General features: G+C 68.6%; 16 protein-coding genes. 8 read left to right on the plus strand and 8 right to left on the minus strand.

Annotation, left to right across the window (positions count from 1 at the left end; genetic code table 11):
• Positions 1–32 precede the first annotated feature (32 nt).
• Positions 33–1,679, plus strand: coding sequence for an RNA polymerase sigma factor (locus AB0L53_RS19375; protein ID WP_363995289.1), 1,647 nt, complete (start codon positions 33–35; stop codon positions 1,677–1,679).
• 58 nt (positions 1,680–1,737) lie between these two features.
• Here the strand turns inward: AB0L53_RS19375 and AB0L53_RS19380 are convergent, their stop codons facing one another.
• Positions 1,738–2,202, minus strand: coding sequence for a MarR family transcriptional regulator (locus tag AB0L53_RS19380; protein WP_363995291.1), 465 nt, complete (start codon positions 2,200–2,202; stop codon positions 1,738–1,740).
• Between the two features lie 93 nt (positions 2,203–2,295).
• Between AB0L53_RS19380 and AB0L53_RS19385 the strand changes: the two genes are divergently transcribed.
• Together AB0L53_RS19385 and AB0L53_RS19390 are read left to right on the plus strand one after the other, a co-directional pair.
• Positions 2,296–3,702, plus strand: a complete 1,407-nt coding sequence (locus AB0L53_RS19385) for an MFS transporter (RefSeq protein ID WP_363995294.1) — start codon at positions 2,296–2,298, stop codon at positions 3,700–3,702.
• 114 nt (positions 3,703–3,816) lie between these two features.
• On the plus strand, positions 3,817–4,638 hold the full coding sequence (locus AB0L53_RS19390) for an NAD(P)H-binding protein (protein WP_363995297.1): 822 nt from the start codon (positions 3,817–3,819) through the stop codon (positions 4,636–4,638).
• Here the strand turns inward: AB0L53_RS19390 and AB0L53_RS19395 are convergent.
• Positions 4,628–5,362: a peroxide stress protein YaaA gene (locus tag AB0L53_RS19395; protein WP_363995300.1), complete on the minus strand. Its 735-nt coding sequence runs from the start codon at positions 5,360–5,362 to the stop codon at positions 4,628–4,630. The two genes, AB0L53_RS19390 and AB0L53_RS19395, sit on opposite strands and share 11 nt — an antisense overlap.
• A 163-nt stretch (positions 5,363–5,525) precedes the next feature.
• Between AB0L53_RS19395 and AB0L53_RS19400 the strand changes: the two genes are divergently transcribed.
• Positions 5,526–6,224, plus strand: coding sequence for a GNAT family N-acetyltransferase (locus AB0L53_RS19400; RefSeq protein ID WP_363995303.1), 699 nt, complete (start codon positions 5,526–5,528; stop codon positions 6,222–6,224).
• A gap of 163 nt (positions 6,225–6,387) precedes the next feature.
• On the opposite strand, the gene AB0L53_RS19405 is transcribed toward AB0L53_RS19400, so the two are convergent.
• Positions 6,388–6,618 carry a hypothetical protein gene (locus tag AB0L53_RS19405; protein ID WP_357940303.1) on the minus strand — a complete coding sequence of 77 codons (231 nt, stop codon included), beginning with the start codon at positions 6,616–6,618 and terminating at the stop codon, positions 6,388–6,390.
• Positions 6,619–6,892: 274 nt separating this feature from the next.
• Between AB0L53_RS19405 and AB0L53_RS19410 the strand changes: the two genes are divergently transcribed.
• Complete coding sequence (locus AB0L53_RS19410; protein WP_363995306.1) at positions 6,893–8,959, plus strand: DNA topoisomerase IV subunit B; 2,067 nt, start codon at positions 6,893–6,895, stop codon at positions 8,957–8,959.
• A 427-nt stretch (positions 8,960–9,386) separates the two neighbouring features.
• On the opposite strand, the gene AB0L53_RS19415 is transcribed toward AB0L53_RS19410, so the two are convergent.
• A complete protein-coding gene (locus AB0L53_RS19415; RefSeq protein ID WP_363995309.1) occupies positions 9,387–9,761 on the minus strand; it encodes an ester cyclase in 375 nt (124 codons plus the stop codon).
• A gap of 108 nt (positions 9,762–9,869) precedes the next feature.
• Here AB0L53_RS19415 and AB0L53_RS19420 point away from each other — a divergent pair, with 108 nt between their 5' ends.
• Positions 9,870–10,316, plus strand: a complete 447-nt coding sequence (locus AB0L53_RS19420) for a MarR family transcriptional regulator (RefSeq protein WP_363995311.1) — start codon at positions 9,870–9,872, stop codon at positions 10,314–10,316.
• Between the two features lie 186 nt (positions 10,317–10,502).
• Here AB0L53_RS19420 and AB0L53_RS19425 read toward each other — a convergent pair whose 3' ends face one another.
• Together AB0L53_RS19425 and AB0L53_RS19430 are read right to left on the minus strand one after the other, a co-directional pair.
• Positions 10,503–11,909 (minus strand): DNRLRE domain-containing protein, encoded by a 1,407-nt coding sequence (locus AB0L53_RS19425; protein WP_363995314.1) that lies wholly within the window; start codon positions 11,907–11,909, stop codon positions 10,503–10,505.
• 265 nt (positions 11,910–12,174) lie between these two features.
• Positions 12,175–12,672 (minus strand): carbonic anhydrase, encoded by a 498-nt coding sequence (locus tag AB0L53_RS19430; protein WP_363995317.1) that lies wholly within the window; start codon positions 12,670–12,672, stop codon positions 12,175–12,177.
• Positions 12,673–12,824: 152 nt separating this feature from the next.
• On the opposite strand from AB0L53_RS19430, the gene AB0L53_RS19435 reads away from it, so the two are divergent.
• Positions 12,825–13,136, plus strand: coding sequence for a hypothetical protein (locus AB0L53_RS19435; RefSeq protein WP_363995320.1), 312 nt, complete (start codon positions 12,825–12,827; stop codon positions 13,134–13,136).
• 37 nt (positions 13,137–13,173) lie between these two features.
• Here the strand turns inward: AB0L53_RS19435 and AB0L53_RS19440 are convergent, their stop codons facing one another.
• The gene (locus AB0L53_RS19440) at positions 13,174–13,737 is read right to left on the minus strand and encodes a thioredoxin family protein (RefSeq protein WP_363995323.1); all 564 of its coding nucleotides are present in this window, start codon (positions 13,735–13,737) and stop codon (positions 13,174–13,176) included.
• Positions 13,738–13,809: 72 nt separating this feature from the next.
• Here AB0L53_RS19440 and AB0L53_RS19445 point away from each other — a divergent pair, with 72 nt between their 5' ends.
• Positions 13,810–14,187, plus strand: coding sequence for a VOC family protein (locus tag AB0L53_RS19445; RefSeq protein WP_363995326.1), 378 nt, complete (start codon positions 13,810–13,812; stop codon positions 14,185–14,187).
• A gap of 96 nt (positions 14,188–14,283) precedes the next feature.
• Here AB0L53_RS19445 and AB0L53_RS19450 read toward each other — a convergent pair whose 3' ends face one another.
• A complete protein-coding gene (locus tag AB0L53_RS19450) occupies positions 14,284–17,331 on the minus strand; it encodes a glycoside hydrolase family 3 N-terminal domain-containing protein (protein WP_363995329.1) in 3,048 nt (1,015 codons plus the stop codon).
• Between the last annotated feature and the right edge of the window lie 27 nt (positions 17,332–17,358).

Consider the following 17,358-nt stretch of genomic DNA (forward strand, 5'->3'; position numbering starts at 1 on the left):
ATAGTCGCCACGCGTTCGTTCGAGAGGTGTTCGTGTCGCCTGCAAGTTCGACTCGCTCGAAGCCACAAGAGCTGAACGAGCCCGTCATTCAGCGACTGCTCGAGCGTGGGCGCTCGCAGGGTTTCCTCGAGTCTGAGGATGTCCGTCAGGCCTTCGAGGAGGCGGACATCCCCATGTCGCACGCCGCCGCATTTTTGCGGAACCTCAGTAAAGAGGGCGTGACCGTGGTGGTGACCGCCGCGGATTCGGCTGCGCCGAAAAAGTCTCGTGGTCCAGCAAAGCGCCGTACCGCTGCCCCCGTCAAGACCAAGGCCGCAGCGGCCGCCAAAGAGCAGCAGCCTGAGACCGTGACCGCGGTCGTGGGCGCCGCCGAAGCCGAGCCCGCCCCCAAGAAGGCGGCTCCCGCCAAGAAGGCCGCTCCGGCGGCGAAGAAGGCGGCCGTGCCCGCCAAGAAGGCCGAGCCGAAGAGCGCTGGGCCTGCCGAGACCAAGCCGAAGAGCCCTGAGGGCGTCGACGACGACGAGGACATCGAGCTCGAGGGAGACGTCGAGCTTGAGGATCTCGAAGACATCGAGGTCGAGGACGAGGAGATCGTCGCCGCGGACGACTCCGACTCCGAGGGCGACTCCGACGACGACACCGAGGATGAGCCCAAGGCCGCCGACGTGGCAGCCGTCGCCGCCACGGAGAAGACCGAGGACGAAGTCCTCATCCTCTCCGACGACGACGATGACGCGCCGGTCGCGCAGGTGGCCGCCGCCGGCGCCACCGCCGACCCGGTCAAGGACTACCTCAAGCAGATCGGCAAGGTCCCCCTGCTCAACGCCGAGCAGGAGGTCGAGCTGGCCAAGCGCATCGAGGCGGGACTGTTCGCCGAGGAGCAGCTGGGCGGCGGCGAGACCGAGGGTCTGCCGGTCGACGTCCGGGCCGAGCTCGAGTGGATCGCCGAGGACGGCCGCCGGGCCAAGAACCACCTGCTGGAGGCCAACCTCCGTCTGGTGGTCTCGCTGGCCAAGCGCTACACCGGACGCGGCATGCTGTTCCTGGACCTGATCCAGGAGGGCAACCTCGGCCTGATCCGCGCGGTCGAGAAGTTCGACTACACCAAGGGCTACAAGTTCTCCACCTACGCCACATGGTGGATCCGGCAGGCGATCACCCGGGCCATGGCCGACCAGGCGCGGACCATCCGCATCCCGGTCCACATGGTCGAAGTGATCAACAAGCTGGCCCGGGTTCAGCGGCAGATGCTGCAGGACCTCGGCCGGGAGCCCACGCCGGAAGAGCTGGCCCGCGAGCTGGACATGACCCCCGAGAAGGTGGTCGAGGTCCAGAAATACGGTCGCGAGCCCATCTCGCTGCACACCCCCCTCGGTGAGGAGGGCGACAGCGAGTTCGGTGACCTCATCGAGGACTCCGAGGCCATCGTGCCGGCCGACGCCGTCAGCTTCACGCTGCTCCAGGAGCAGCTGCACTCCGTTCTCGACACGTTGTCGGAGCGGGAAGCGGGCGTCGTGTCGATGCGGTTCGGCCTCACGGACGGGCAGCCGAAGACACTCGACGAGATCGGCAAGGTCTACGGGGTGACGCGTGAGCGCATCCGGCAGATCGAGTCGAAGACGATGTCCAAGCTGCGTCACCCGTCCCGGTCCCAGGTGCTCCGCGACTACCTGGACTAATGGAAGATCGTTTCACCCCTGGCCCCGCACAGCTCCGGCTGTGCGGGGCCAGGTGCGTTCATGCCCCTTTGCCGAGGCGTTCGGCCTGGGCGCGGCCGACGGCGCCGGCCCGGCGCAGGTAGTCGGCGATCACGGCCAACTCCGCGTCCGAGTAGCTCTCCATCACCTCGGCGAACGCCTTGCCCGGCGTCTCCCAGGCGTCACCGATCCTGGTCTGGGCCGAGGGGGCGAGGGCGACCAGCGCCCGCCTGCGGTCCGCTGGATCGGTGTGCCGTACGACGAGACCCGCTTTCTCCAGCCGGTCCACCAGGCGCGTGGCGGAGCCGGGCGTCAGGCCCGTCAGCCGGGCGATCTCCCCGGTGCTCACCGGCCCGGCCTCCAGATCCAGCAGTGCCACGCACTGCAGGTCTGTCGGGTGAATGCCCAGATGGTCGGCCAGCGCCTGATTGAACAGCGCATATGCCGCATAGTGCCGCTGGCTCTCATCGATGATCCGCTTCAGCGTTTCCGCTCGGTTTGACACCAGGTTGCTCCGTACCTCATATTTATGTGCGTCACACAATCTTTGCGTGACGCACTCTTTGTGTCACGTACGCATTCTATCGAGGGGATCCGCATGTCCGCACTCATCCGTGCCTCACCCGTCCAGGCGGACCGGCGGTGGGCCGTCCTGGGCGTCATCATCGCCGCCGCCGTCCTGGACTTGCTCGACGCGACGATCACCAACGTCGCCGCCCCCACCATCGCGGCCGACCTCGGCGGGGGAGCGGCCCTCATCCAGTGGCTCGGCGCCGCGTACGCGCTGGCGCTCGGGGTCCTGCTGGTGGTCGGCGGGCGGCTCGGCGACCGCTACGGCCGCCGCCGCCTCTTCCTTCTCGGCATCACCGGTTTCACGCTCGCGTCCGTCGCCTGCGGGCTGGCGGTCAGTCCGGGGGTGCTCATCGGTGCCCGGCTGGTACAGGGCGGGTTCGGGGCGCTGATGATCCCCCAGGGCTTCGGGATTCTGGGGGCCGTCTTTCCCCGTGATCAGCTTGGCAAGGCCTTCAGCGTGTTCGCCCCCGCGCTTGGCGTCTCTTCGGTCGGAGGGCCGGTGGTGGCGGGCTTTCTGATCGAGGCCGATCTGTTCGGGCTGGGGTGGCGCGCGATGTTCTTGATCAACATCGTGCTCGGGGGCGCCGCGCTCATCGCCGCCACCCGGCTCCTGCCCGCCGATGCTCCCGGTGATCGCTCCAGTGGATCTGGGGTGGACGGTGTTGGTGCCGGGGTGCTGGCGGTGACCATGGTGGGTCTCCTGTACGGCCTGATCGACGGCTCGGCCCATGGGTGGAGGCTCGTCCCGATCCTGTGCCTGGCCGGCGGGCTGGTGTTCTTCGGCCTGTTCTGCGTACGCCAGCGCACCGCCACCAACCCGCTGATCGAGCCGTCGCTCCTGCGCAACCGCGGCTTCACCGCCGGCCTGGTCCTGGGCATGGTCTTCTTCGCGGCCGTGTCTGGCCTGCTGTACGTGCTCGTGCTGTTCATGCAGTACGGCCTGCGCTTCACGCCCGTACAGGCGGCGCTCGGCCTGACCCCGGTGGCGGTGGGCATCGTCATCGCCTCGGTGGCCTGCCACCGGCTCATCGACCGGTTCGGCCGCACGCTGATCACCATCGGCCTGACCATCGCGCTGATCGGCACCAGCTGGCTGCTGGCCGTCGTCTCCGGAGTCGTGGACGGCGCCTGGGCGCTCGTCCTGGCGGCGCTGGTCATCGGGCTGGGCATGGGCACCTGTTTCGGCACCATCTATGACGTCACCCTGGGTGACATCGACCCGCGTGAGGCCGGCAGCGCCAGCGGGTCGCTCTCCGCGGTTCAGCAGCTGGCCAACGCCATAGGCGCCGCGGCCGTGACCACCGTCTACTTCCGTACCGGCGACCAGATGGAGGCCGCGACCGGCAGCCTGCTCGTCGTGGTCGTCGCCGTGATCGCCTGCTGCGGCCTGGTGTGGCTCCTGCCGCGCAAGGCCCAGCCGCGCCGCCACTGAGAACGCCATACAGAGCTCAGCCGTGACAACGCTGTACAGAGCTCAGCCGCACCATGACCCAAGCGGCCTGCCTACAAAGCCCCAGAATCATCACCCAGAAAGGCATTTCCCGATATGACCACCCTTGTTACCGGCGCTCGTGGCGCCGTCGCCACTGAGCTCATCGCCATCCTGCGCCGACGCGGCCTGCCCGTTCGCCCGGCCTCCCGCCAGCCCGGTGACCCGTCGACCATCGCGTGCGACCTCAGCGACCCCGCGACGTTCCCCGCCGCCCTGGCCGGCGTCACCTCGGTCTTCCTGTACGCCGAATCGTCGCACATCGACGCCTTCGTCAAGGAGGCGACCGAGGCCGGAGTCGAGCACATCGTGCTGCTGTCGTCCTCCTCCGTGCTCGGCCCGAACCCCGAGGCCAGCCCCCTGGCCAAGTCCCACCTGGACGTGGAACGGGCCCTGACCGCCGCGCCCGTCCGCAGCACGCTGCTGCGCCCGGGTTCGTTCGCCGGCAACGCGCTGGGCTGGTCCTGGCCCGTCAAGGCGGGCGAGCCGGTGAGCCTGCCATACCCCAACTCGCACAACGACCCCATCCACGAGGCCGACATCGCCGAGGCGGCCGCCGCCGTGCTCACCGACCCGGCCCTGGGCGGCCGGCCGTACCTGCTGACCGGGCCCCAATCGATCACCTTCGCCGAGCAGATCGCCATCCTCGGCCACGTGACCGGCAGGGACATCACCATCAAGAACGTCACGCGGGAGGAGTGGAAGGCGGAGATGGCGGACTACATCCCCGAGCAGTTCGCCGAGCCGTTGCTGGACTGGTGGCAGTCGAACGACGGTGTGCCGGTCGAGATCACCACGGACGTCGAGCGGTTGATCGGCCGCCCCGGCCGTACGTTCGCGGCCTGGGCGGCGGACCATCTGGGTGACTTCACAGGCTGACGTCGAGGGTCCAGGGGCGGTTGGGCCGGGTGGGCTCGATCAGGTGGACCGTGTGGCCGTGGCCGGTGAGGAGCGCGGCCAGTTCGCCGGGTGTGGCGGGATCTGCCCCGGTCTCCAGCAGGGTGCGGGCGATCTCACCCCGGGTCGCCTTCGCCATGTGGCTGACCACTTTGCCATCGCGGAACACCCGTACCGCCACAGACCGCTCCCCGGGCTGCCAGGCTCCCGCGTAGGTGGCCGAACGCAGATCGACCACCAGCCCGTCCAGGCGCTCCAGTTCCTTGGACACCGTGGGCCGCCAGAACGCGGCCAGCCCGCCCAGCACCGGCAGAGTCACCCCCATCGACAGCCGGTAGGGCGGGACGCGGTCGGTGATCCGCAACACGCCCCAGAGGCCGGAGAAGATGAGCACCGACTCCTCGGCCCGCTTCCTGGCCTCGTCCGCCAGGGTGCCGAGACCGAGCTTCTCGTACAGGACGCCGGTATAGAGATCGGCCGCCGGGAGGGCCGGAGCGGTTTGGAGCTCCAGGTTTTTGGCCAGTTCGCCTGCCAGGCCGGGCGACAGGCCGAGGACGTCGAGGGCGTCACGCCGTCTGGACGCTCTCATGAGCGCGGTCAGTACGCGTTTGCGCGGTCTGTCCAGGGCGGGGAACGAAAGATCCCCCAGAGGAGGACCGCTGCCTGCACCGGCCTTCCCCTCCGAGGGAGGCAACAAAATCAGCACGCCACAGCATAGTCAATGCCCACTACCCACCGCCCACAGCCTGCCGCCCGCCGCTCACTGCTTGTGTCTTGGTTGCCCTGCCTGCTGAGGGTTATTCCGGAATGCGGCCGCCGAGGTTTGGCCGCTTCGCGGGAGGTCTGCGCTGGTTGGGTAGGGTGCGCGAGTGGATTTCGACTTGCTGGTACATGAGGCCTGGCCCGCCTATGAGCAGCGGACGTACGACGGCTGGATCCTTCGCTACGCCGGAGGCGTGACCAAGCGGGCGAACTCCGTGCTCCCCCTGGGACGGCCCGCCGATCTCACTGGCGCGATCGAGGCCGCCGAGGCGTTCTATGCCGAGAAGGGGCAGCGGAGCGTGTTCTCCGTGGGGATGGGGGCCATGCCGGGGCTCGATGACGAGCTGTCGGCGCGGGGATATGAGACCGTCGACCCGACCGTGATCATGGTCGGGGGCGGCGGTGTTTCCCAGGCCGTTCATCCGGTGCGGGTGGAGGAGCGGCCCTGGCCGGGGTGGCTGGAGACCTGGTGGGCCGTGGACGGGCGCTACGCCGAGGGTGTCGAGGTGGCTGAGCGGATCTGCCGAGGGGTGCCTGCCCTGTACGCCGCGGTCGAGGAGGACGGTCAGGCCGTCGCCGTCGGCCGGGGTGTGCCGCAGGGGGAGACGATCGGGATCTACTGCATGGCCACGTTGCCCCAGGCTCGCCGCCGTGGGCTGGCCAGGAGCGTGTTGCGTGCTCTCGTACGGCGTAGCGGGGCGCGTACGGCCTATCTGGTGACCACCGCGCCCAACGAGGCGGCCCAGGCCCTGTACCGAAGCGAGGGCTTCGAAGCGCGGGCCCGCTATCACTACAGAGCGAAGTAGGGCCGCGTGAGATCAGACGGCGGCGATATGCCTGTGAGGTCAGGCGGCGATGTGTCCGCCTGGTGAGACGGCCTGAGACATGACGAAACGGCGGTCCCGGGCCTGCCGGGATCGCCGTTCCGCTCCGTGCAATATGTTGTTATCTCATCACGACCAGCGCCGGTTAGCGCTCGTCGTTGGGGGCCACTGTTGGGGTTTCGCTGAGCCGAGCAGACTCGTCCAGGATGTCGGCGCCCTTATCGCGGAGCGCTGCTATGTGCTGACGCCCGTGATGAGCGCAGAACAGCAGCTCCCCACCCACGGGCAGGGTCGCGCGAATGTAGGCCTGGGCGCCGCAACGGTCGCAACGGTCGAGGGCCGTCAGCGGCTTAACGGGGGCGAGAGCTCCAGTCACGTATCGCCTTTCGGGTCACCCCCGCCGAAGCGAGGATCTGGCGTCAGTCACTTGGACAACATCTAACCGGACGTGGACGTTCCCAATCACTGCCCGGCTACGCCGAGAGCAGAATGTGGCCGGAAGTGATGGAGAGCCGTCGCCTGGTAACACCAAACCTGCCGTCATGGCAAGCTTGTACGCGTGCGTAGGGGAAGAACGATAGGCTACGCACACATGTTCGATGCTCGGTTCGACGCTTTGACGTTCGACGCTTAGACGCAGGGGAGCCGGAGTGACGCTAGTGGAGGCGGGTTACACGGCTCGCCACCTGTCGGTGCTTGAAGGGCTGGAAGCGGTCCGCAAGCGCCCTGGCATGTATATCGGGTCAACCGACAGCCGCGGGCTCATGCACTGCCTCTGGGAGATCGTCGACAACGGCGTCGACGAGGCGCTCGCCGGGCACTGCACCCGCATCGAGGTGGAGCTCTATCCAGACGGCTCCATCGAGGTGCGCGACGACGGCCGCGGCATCCCCGTCGACATCGAGCCCAAGAGCGGTCTGGCCGGAGTCGAGCTCGTTTACACCAAGCTCCACGCGGGCGGAAAGTTCGGCGGCGGCTCCTACGGCGCGTCCGGCGGCCTGCACGGCGTGGGCGCCTCCGTGGTCAACGCCCTGTCCGAGCGCCTCGACGTCGAGGTCGACCGTGACGGCCAGATCCACGAGATCAGCTTCCGCCGCGGCGTGCCCGGCATCTTCGACGGCGACGGCCCGAAGGCCAAGTTCAAGAAGAAGTCCGGCCTGCGTTACGGCGGCAAGCTGCCCAAGCGGACCACCGGCACCCGGGTGCGGTTCTGGGCCGACAAGCAGATCTTCCTGCCCGACGCCGAGGTCTCGCTCGACGAGATCCACGTCCGCCTGCGCCAGACCGCCTTCCTGGTGCCCGGCCTGACCCTGGCCGTGATCGACAGCAGGCACGAGGAGCGGGTCGAGGAGGAGTTCCACTTCGACGGGGGCATCTCCGAGTTCACCGAGTTCCTGGCCCGCGACGAGGCCGTCTGCGACGTGCTGCGCCTGCAGGGGGTCGGTCACTTCCACGAGACCGTCCCGGTGCTCGACGATCAGGGTCACATGACGGCCACCGAGGTGCAGCGCGAGCTCACCGTCGACGTGGCCGTTCGCTGGGGCAAGGGTTACGACTCGACCGTCCGCTCGTTCGTCAACGTGATCGCCACCCCCAAGGGCGGCACCCACCTCACCGGCTTCGAGCGCGGCCTGGCCCGCACGATCAACGAGCTGCTGCGCGAGACCCGTCTGCTGAAGAACGGCGACGACCCGGTCAGGGGGGAGGACATCTCCGAGGGCCTGACCGGGGTCGTCACGGTCCGGGTGCCGGAGCCGCAGTTCGAGGGCCAGACCAAGGAGGTGCTGGGCACCTCGGCGGCCACCCGCATCGTCTCCCACGTGGTCTCCCGCGAGCTCAAGGAGCTGTTCGCCAACCCGCCGCGCGGCTACAAGCAGCCCCTGCGCGCCGTGCTGGAGAAGATCGTCGCCGCGGCCAAGGCCCGCATCGCGGCCCGCGAGCACCGCGACAACCAGCGCCGCAAGAGCGCCCTGGAGAACTCCGCGCTCCCCGCCAAGCTCGTCGACTGCCGCAGCGACGACATCGACCGCAGCGAGCTGTTCATCGTCGAGGGCGACTCCGCGCTGGGCACCGCCAAGCTGGCCCGCGACTCGGAGTTCCAGGCCCTCCTGCCGATCCGCGGCAAGATCCTCAATGTGCAGAAGGCGTCCGTGAGCGACATGCTCAAGAACGCCGAGTGCGCCGCGATCATCCAGGTGGTCGGCGCGGGCTCCGGCCGCTCCTTCGACATCGAGGCGGCCCGTTACGGCAAGGTCATCCTGATGGCCGACGCCGACGTCGACGGCGCCCACATCCGCTGCCTGCTGCTGACCCTCTTCCACCGCTACATGCGGCCCATGGTCGAGGCGGGCCGGGTGTTCGCCGCGGTCCCGCCGCTGCACCGCATCGAGCTCACCAACCCCGGCCGGGGCAAGGAGAAGTACATCTACTGCTACTCCGACGCCGAGCTGCAGAAGGTCCTGCGCGACCTGGAGCGACGCGGCCGGCGCTGGAAGGACCCGGTGCAGCGCTACAAGGGTCTGGGCGAGATGGACGCCGACCAGCTCGCGGAGACCACGATGGACCCCCGCCACCGCATCCTGCGCCGCGTCCGCATCGAGGACGCGGAGACGGCGGAGGGGATCTTCAGCCTGCTGATGGGCAGCGACGTGGCTCCGCGCCGCGAGTTCATCGTCAGCAGCGCCGCCGAAGTCGACCGCGACCATATCGACGCCTAGCACACCCTTTTTGTCTGCTCGGTCTTGTCTGCTCGGCGCCGTTTTTGCGCGCTCTTCTTTTACGGGCTTTCTTTTACGGCCGGCACGGTGAGCCCCAGACGCCGTAGCGGGCTGGGCAGGCCTTGGCGCGTCAGGCCCGTCTTGAGGGCATGCCTAGGCCTGGTTTGTGCGCTCCAGGGCCGCTCAGGCCCGTTCCAGAGCGCACCCAGGACCTGCTCGGCACGCTCTGAGCCGCTCAGGCTCGCCGGGATTTGACCGCCACATGTCCGAGGACGTCGATGCCAGCGGAGGCCGGATGATGGTCGCGTTCGAGGCTGGCCACCTCGTTCAGCTGGGTCCAGCCGATCCCTAGAGAAGCGCGCGTTCCGGCTCAGGATGGTTGCTCGCACCGGCAGGTCCGGCTATCCCGAGGGGGTTCGGTCTGTTGTCAGGTGGGGCGCAAGGTGCTGGTGTCCAGGATTGGCCACAGGTTGGTGATCTGGTTGTCCTTGAGTTCGAAGATGACACAGGCCCTGATCTCCAAGGGCTGGTTCGTTGGTGGGACGCCGAAGAAGGTGCCGGTGTGGGTGCCGCTCAAGGTCCATCTGGTGGCAACTTTGTTGTCTTCTGCGATCATGTCCTGGATGTCGAAGTGCATGTCCGGGAGGGCTGAGCGGATGTGGGTGGAGATCTGCTTGACGCGCTCCGGGCCGGGTGGGTCGTTGGGGTCGGTGGAGAGGGCGCTGGCGATGATCTCGTCGGCTACGTCCAACCTGCCCTGGTTGAGCACCTCGTCGTACAGGCGCATGACGACGTCCTTCATCGGGATATCCTTCCGATTGGCTAGTTGCTAGAGATGCTTATCTCTAGTTTCCCTAGATATTTGAAAAGCTAGAGAGTTTGGTGGGCGATGTCAAGACGTGCGACGTTGGTGACCGCGTTGCTCGAAGCGCTGCGCAAGACCAACGTGCTTTCGGTCTCGATGAGTCAGGCGGCTGCGGGGCGCATCGGCATCAACACCACCGATCTCCACTGCCTCAACCTGTTGAGTGAAGGGGCCCTGACGGCCAGCGAATTGGCGCGGCGGGCCGGGATCACCACCGCGTCCGTCACCGGGGTCATCGATCGGCTCGAATCGGTGGGATATGTGCGGCGGGAGCGGGACGACGCCGATCGGCGGAAGGTCGTGGTGACGCTCGTGCTGGAGCGGGCGGCGGTGGATGTGGCGCCGGTGTTCACGCCGCTGATCAAGGCGTGGCGGGCTTCGTTGAGTGATTACAGCGATGAGCAGCTTGAGGTGATCACCGACTTCATGAACAAGACGCAGGCCGTGTTCCAGGACGAGGTCGAGCAGATGCGCTCCAGCCCGACGAGCTGACACCCCCGCCCTCGACTCTGCGGGCGCGCTGAGCCAGTCTGGGCACGCTGGGCTCGTCCGGAGCCGAGCGTGTCCCCATGCGCCGGGCTCGTCCGGACGCCGAGCGTGTCCCCATGCGCCGGGCTCGTCCGGACATGCCGAAGGGGGCCGGGAGAGCCCGGCCCCCTTCGGGGTTTCAGATGGTGGTCAGCGCCAGTAGATGACCGTCAGGGTCGGGGGCTTGACGCCCTCGTCCTTGTTCTCCGACGCGGCGAAGGCGCGCCAGTTGGTGGCCTCCGTCTCGTCGGTGCCCTTCAGCTGGACGCCGTAGTTGGCGGCGCCCGAGGCCCAGGCCTTGGCCATGGTGGTCACCGGCCACGACAGGTAGCCGGCGCCCCCGGCGCACGGTGCGGTCCAGGTGCGGCCGCGGCCCGCGCGGTTCGTCGCCTGGCCCTCTGCGGTGGTGGTGGGCTTGTTGTCCCAGTTCAGGTCGGTCTCGTCCCACGAGCTGGTGATCCGCTGGGCGGTGAGGCCGGAGCCCACGCGGAGGCCGCAGGCGTTCGTCTCCAGGTTCCACATCGCCATGTTGGCGAAGATGACCCGCTTGCCGGTCAGCTTGTGGGTGTCGAACTTGACCAGGCTGCGCATGACGTCGCCGCCCTGGCCGTTCTCCCAGGGCATCGTGCCCGCGATGATCATCGGGTCGCCGGGGTGCGAGGCCCAGGAGGTGGCGACGTCGGTGTCCGTCACGCTCGGCAGCGTGATCACCGGGTCGACGGTCACCGGGTAGACGCGCGCCGGGTCCGCCAGGAACTTGGCGTCCGGCTTGAGCACGAGGACCTTGGTGCCGTTCTGCGTCTCGACCGTGGTGTCGATCTTCGAGAGCGAGTCGCCGCGGGGCTTGCCGTGGCCCTTCGAGTCCCACATGACCGGCTGCGGCCCGGCGGCGACCACCTTGTCACCGGCCGTACTGGTCAGCAGAAGGCGGCCGTCGGCCGACTCGGACAGATCGACGCCCTCGGTCTGTACGGGAATGCGGAGCTCCAGCGGACCGGAGGGCTTCTCGCGCAGAACGACGTCGTGACGGAATCCCGTCGGCAGGACAGTGACGACGAGGTCGGCCCCCGGGCCCGCCGCGTCGGTGAAGGTGGCGACGTTCGCCTTGACGACCGGCTTGGGCAGCGCGGTCGGCCACTTGAGCGAGAACACGCGGCCGTTGTCGTCGGTCATCTTCGCCAGCGTGCCCTCGCCGCCGTTGGAGACCTCGACCTGGGCGCGTGAGGCACGCGGCTTCAGTACCGCGCCGTCGGCGACGAGTGAGGTGTCGATGGGCACCCACTGGCCGTTCTGCTGCACCTGGGACGGGCCCGAGGTGATGGTCGCGGTGAAACTGCCGTCGGGGTTGGCGACAGTGGTGCTGGACTCGTCCGACAGGCTCGGCACGGGTACGGGCTTGCCGTCGGCGGCGGCCTGGGCCGACGCGATGTCCTCCGCGCTCTGGCCGGTGGCGGCCAGAGCGGCCGAAGCCGGGATGGCCGTGGCGGCGGTGAGCACGGTCACGGCGCTGAGCCCGAGGGCCAGGCGGCCCATGGAACGGTTGAGAGACTTACGCAAAATCAACGTCCTAACGATCGATGGGTGTGGAGTAGCGCGCGAATGCGCTGACTTCAGGGCGTCGGGCAGGGGACTGACCCCCGGCGACGATCACCGATCGTTAGGCGGTACCGGATTGATCGTTAACATGACATCCCCGTTTCTGTCGCGGCGACAAGATCGCCGACGGGTCACAGGGATATCACAGGTAACAGCACGGCAAAGTGAGGGATCGCTTTGGTGCGATATTTCTCACAAAACGTAGAGCTATCAGGTTAGCGGAGAGTCATACCAGGTCGACCGGCAGCAGTTCGCCCGAATGCACGTCGTAGATCGCGCCGCCCACCGGCAGCCCCGGCGGCAGGAAGGGCGAGGAGCGGATCCGCGTCAGGTCATGGCGCAGGGCCGCGTCCTGGTCGGGGACGGTGTGGAACTCCAGGCTGCGGGTGTCGACCCCGTGCCGCTGGGTGAGCTCGTACACATCGGCGTCGGTGACCTTGGACATGCCGCAGTCGGTGTGGGGCATCACCAGCACGCGTTCTACGCCGAGCAGGTAGACGGCCAGGACGAGGGTACGCAGGACGTCGTCCGTCACGCGCGCGCCCGCGTTCCGCAGGATCTTGGCGTCGCCCGCCTCTAGACCGAGCAGGCCAAGGGGGTCGATGCGGGAGTCCATGCAGGTCACGACGCCGAGTCCGCGAGCGGCCCGGCCGGTCAGTTCGGAATTCCGGAATTTAGCAGCATATTTCGCATTGGCGGAAATCAGGTCATCGAACTGGCTCATGTGACAGATGATCCCTCACGTCCGTTTCGTTGCGGTTTCCGGGGTGGCGACACGGCGGAAGTTGCCCAAGGTCCCACACGCGATGCTCACTTTGCGTGATGATGTCGTAGCCCAATGTATGAACAGTCCATGTGTGACCGAAGAAGGTTGTCGTGAGTAGGTCCGAATCGCTCGCCGCGTACCTGCGTACCCATGCCTGGCGCCGCCTCGACCGTGTGGAGACCCGAGACGACGGCCTCAATGCGAGGTGCGCGCTGGCGCTCCTCGACGCGGCCGCCTACGCGGGCGGCCTGCCCGAGGACGACCCGCTCATCGTGCTGCTCGACCAGGCAGGCTGCTTCGGGCCGCTGGGTTGTGACGACTTCGACCCCGGAGAGGCCGGCTTCCGGCTGATCCGGGGCTGGCAGGGCGAGCCCCACGAACTCCTGCTCGCCCTGCCGGCCGCCATCGCCACCTCCGCCTGACGCCCCGCCGTCACCTCCGCCTGACGTCCGGCAGTGGTCAGGCGGGTGCGTTGCCCGGCTTCCACTTGATGCCGCAGCCGAGTGACGGGTTCTGCTCCTCGCTCACCGGGTCGCCCGCCAAGAGGGCGTCGATCGCCGCGCGCAGCGAGGACCCCGTCACCGGTGCGGAGTTGCCGGGCCGGGCATCGTCGAACTCGCCGCGGTAGGCCAGCCGGAACGACGCGTCGTACAGGAAGAAGTCAGGCGTGCACGCCGCCCGATACGCCTTGGCCGTCTCCTGCGTCTCGTCGAGCAAGTAGGGGAACGGGAAGCCCGCCCGAGCCGCCTGCTCGGCCAGGTGTGTCGGGTCGTCGTCGGGGTAGTTCACGCTGTCGTTGCTGCAGATGGCGACCATCGACAGCCTGGGGCCGTAGTCGGTGGCCAGGGTGCTGAGGCCGCGCTCGATGTGTCGCACGTAGGGGCAGTGGTTCGACAGGAACGCCACGAGAATGGCGGGCGAATCCTTGAGATCCGCGAGCGAGACGCTGCCGCCGTGGATCGCGGTCAGATGGAAATCGGGCGCTGGAGAGCCGAGTGGGACCATGAACGAGTTGGCAGCCATGGCATCCATTGTCGCTGTTGGCCCCGACGAAACCGTCGGTGGCCATCGGTATAACAGTCTCGGAGGTAGGTAATGAACGGCATCGCGGAATTCCGGACCACGGTCCTCGATTGTGCCCATCCGATGGAGCTGGCCCAGTTCTATTCGCGGTTGCTCGGCTGGCCCATCCTGGAGGGGTCCGACGAGGAGTGGGCCGTTGTCACCAATGGAGGCCCGCCCGCGCGGGTGGCCTTCCAGGCCGTCGACGACTACCGGCCGCCGGTGTGGCCCGGTGCGGAGCATCCCCAGCAGATGCACATCGACGTGACGGTCAGCGACATGGACAAGGCCGAGGCCCAGGTGCTGGAGATCGGTGCCACCAAGCACGAGCACCAGCCGAGCGATGACGACTCCTTCCGCGTCTTCCTCGACCCGGCCGGCCACACGTTCTGCCTCTGCAGGGACGTCTGACAGACGAGTGGACCGGCTTCTGGCGAGCTGGCGCCAGAAGCCGGTCCTCGCGTCAGCGGGCCGCTCGCGTTAGCAGCAGCTTCACCGCCGTCGCCGTCAGCGGGCCGCCTGTGTCAGCAGTTCCACCGCCTTGTGTACGTTGCCGGCCGCCAGCTCATGGTCGGCCGACGCCTGCAGGTCGGGCCGTCTGCCGGTGGTCTGGGCGATGTCCCTGGCCACCGAGACGACGGCGTCGTCCTGCGCGTACGCGTCCGTCTTCGAACGGTCGAGCAGCGCCGCCGCCGTGCCGATCGCGCCCAGCACGACGCGGGTCTGCCGCACGGAGCCGTCGGCGTGCCAGTTGTTGCCCAGCAGCGCCACCAGCAGCGCCGCCGAAGCCGCCCTGGAGGCTCCGTCGCCGCCGGCGAGCTGGTCGTAGGTCGCCTTGAGCCGGTCGCGGGCCCGGTCGGTGCGCAGTCCCCAGCCGTACGGGTAAAGCGGATCGTAGGTCGCGTCGCCCACGTTGATCGGCACCTGCTCCGCCGTACGGAACCAGGTGAAGGGCAGCCGCCCCGTGTACGGCACGGCCCCGAACAGCGGGTCGGCCACGCCGGCGCCCTCGGTGCCCGGCAGCCACGACGCCACCAGCGCCTTGACCTTGGACAGGTCGCCCAGCAGCAGCGGGCGGCCGGAGACGACCAGCACGGCGCACTTCATCGCCCCGCACACCCGGTCGATCGCGGCCCGGTCGGCGGCCGACAGGTCGAGCGTGTGCCCGTTGACGCCCACGTCGCCCTGGCCCTCGGCGTACGGCTTCTCGCCCACCACCACGACCCCCACGTCATGCCCGGCCAGCGGCGCGGAGGCGTCGGCCGAGTAGGTGACGGAGGCCGCCCGGCCACGGATCGCCGACAGGATCGTGGTGCCCTGCGTGATGGGCCCGGACGAGCCCTGCCAGGTGATCGTCCAGCCGCCGCTCTGGTTGCCCAGGTCGTCGGCGTTGGATCCGGCGACGTACACCTTGGCGTCGCGGCGCAGCGGCAGCAGCCGGTCCTCGTTCTTCAGCAGCACCTGCGACTTCGCGGCGGCCGTGCGGGCCACCGCGCGGTGGGCGGCCGAGCCGACGTCGCCGATGCCGGAACGGTCGGCGTACGGGTGCTCGAACAGGCCGAGCCGGAACTTCTGCGTCAGGATCCTGGAGACCGCGTCGTCGATCCGCGCCATGGGCACCCCTCCGGCCGCGATCTCGGCCTTGAGCGTGCTCGTGAACAGCGGATACGCGTACGGCACCATGATCATGTCGAGCCCGGCGTTGATCGAGGTACGCACGTCGCTCGGATAGTCACCGGGGATCTGGTCGATGGCCTGCCAGTCGCTGATCACGAAGCCCTTGAAGCCGAGTCGGCCCTTGAGCACGTCGGTGATCAGCTCCTTGTGCGCGTGCATCTTGAGCGGCCCCTGGCCGAAGTCGACGCTGGAGAACGACGGCATGACGCTGCCCACGCCGCGCTTGACCGCCTCGGCGAAGGGCGCGAGGTGGATGGCCGCCAGCTGTTCCCTGGTGAGCTGGGTGACGCCCTGGTCGATCTTGTAGTCGCCGGTCGAGGAGCCGTAGGTGGTGCCGCCGTCGCCGACATAGTGCTTGGCCGTGGCCAGCACGCCGTTGTCCTGCAGGCCGTCGATGATCGTGGTCAGCCGCGAGACCAGCGCCGGGTCCTCGCCGAACGACTCGTATGCGCGTCCCCACCGGTCGTCCCGCGACACGCACAGGCACGGCGCGAAGTCCCACGGAATGCCGGTGGCCTTGACCTCCTTCGCCGTGACCTTGCCCGCCTGCTCGACCAGGTCGGCGTCGCGGGTGGCGCCGAGGCCGACGTTGTGCGGGAAGATCGTCGCACCGACCACGTTGTTGTGCCCGTGAACCGCGTCGACGCCGTAGATCAACGGGATCTGCAGCCGCGTCTGCTGGGCGCGCAGCTGGAAGCCGTCGATCATGTCGGCCCACGCCTTCGGCGTGTTGGTCGGCGGGGTGGAGCCGCCGCCCGATAGCAGCGAGCCGAGCAGGTAGGTGGCGATGTCGTTCTGCGAGCCGAGCGCGCCGCGTTCGGCCTGCGTCATCTGGCCGACCTTCTCCTCGGTGCTCATCCGGCCGAGCAGGTCGGCGACCCGCTGCTTGACGGGCTTACGAGCGTCGAGGTACGGCAGGCCGTGCGCGTTGATCACGATGGCCGGAGCCTCGGCCGGGGGTCTGGTGCCCGTGCCGGACAGCTCGATCGGGATGGTCTCGGCGACCTCGGCCGCGCCGTCGGCCAGTGTCTTGACCGTGAACGCCTTGGCCGAGCCCGAAGCGGTGCCCGCGGGGAAGGTCAGCGTGCCCTCGACCGGCGTGTAGTCCTGGCCGGGGGTGGCCGTGCCGGTGCCGGTGCGGTAGCCGACGGCCAGGTCGGCGGGAAGTGGGGCGCCGGTGGCGGTGGTGACCGAGACGCGTACCTCGGCCGTGCCCTTCTCGTTCACCGGGTAGACCGGCTTGTCCGTGGCCAGGCGTACCGGCCGGGGCGGGGCGGTGCCGTAGACCTGCACGTCGTCCCAGAACAGCGTGCCGGAGGCGGCCGGGAGCCGCATCGAGTAGCCCCACATGGCGACCAGGTCGAGCTGGCCGTCGGTGGGGGCGCCGCCCGGCTGGTAGTCGCCGCGGCGGGTGAAGTCGGCGAACGGCACCTGCACTTGCCGCCAACCGGCCGTGTCATCAGTGAAGGACGACTCGAACAGCTCGGCGCTGCCCGCTCCGCCGCCGCCATCCTTGATCTCGAAGAACACCTTCTGCCCGGATCCGGTGCCCTTGACCCAGAAGGAGAACCCTTCGTAGGCGGACCAGTCCTGGGCGGCCGTCAGATCGTGGGACCAGCCGCCCCACTGGCTCACGTTGTAGACCGCTTTGAGCACCTGATTGGTCGCGGGGGCGCCGGGCCGGGTCGCGTCGGGCTCGACGGTCAGGGCCGGGGTCGAGGCGGTGTCGTTGCCCCAGGCGGAGACGCCCGCGGGCAGGGTCGCGGACTCGAAGTCGGTGACGGTCAGCGGTTCGGCGGCGGCCTGGGCCGCAGGCGCGGTGACCAGCGCGGCTACCAGGGCCACCGCCGCCCAAAGCGGGGTCCTTAATCGGAACATGGATCCTCCCAAGAAGGCAGAGAGCGC

Origin of the sequence: Nonomuraea sp. NPDC052129 (assembly GCF_040680095.1) — a bacterium.
In the GTDB taxonomy this organism is placed as follows: domain Bacteria; phylum Actinomycetota; class Actinomycetes; order Streptosporangiales; family Streptosporangiaceae; genus Nonomuraea.

What these genes read in the sequence shown, in the direction of transcription:
- AB0L53_RS19415 (WP_363995309.1), bottom strand. Translation starts at nt 9,761, where the DNA reads ATGAAGGACGTCGTCATGCGCCTGTACGACGAGGTGCTCAACCAGGGC.
- AB0L53_RS19440 (WP_363995323.1), bottom strand. Translation starts at nt 13,737, where the DNA reads ATGGCTGCCAACTCGTTCATGGTCCCACTCGGCTCTCCAGCGCCCGAT.
- AB0L53_RS19385 (WP_363995294.1), top strand. Translation starts at nt 2,296, where the DNA reads ATGTCCGCACTCATCCGTGCCTCACCCGTCCAGGCGGACCGGCGGTGG.
- AB0L53_RS19390 (WP_363995297.1), top strand. Translation starts at nt 3,817, where the DNA reads ATGACCACCCTTGTTACCGGCGCTCGTGGCGCCGTCGCCACTGAGCTC.
- AB0L53_RS19445 (WP_363995326.1), top strand. Translation starts at nt 13,810, where the DNA reads ATGAACGGCATCGCGGAATTCCGGACCACGGTCCTCGATTGTGCCCAT.
- AB0L53_RS19430 (WP_363995317.1), bottom strand. Translation starts at nt 12,672, where the DNA reads ATGAGCCAGTTCGATGACCTGATTTCCGCCAATGCGAAATATGCTGCT.
- AB0L53_RS19450 (WP_363995329.1), bottom strand. Translation starts at nt 17,331, where the DNA reads ATGTTCCGATTAAGGACCCCGCTTTGGGCGGCGGTGGCCCTGGTAGCC.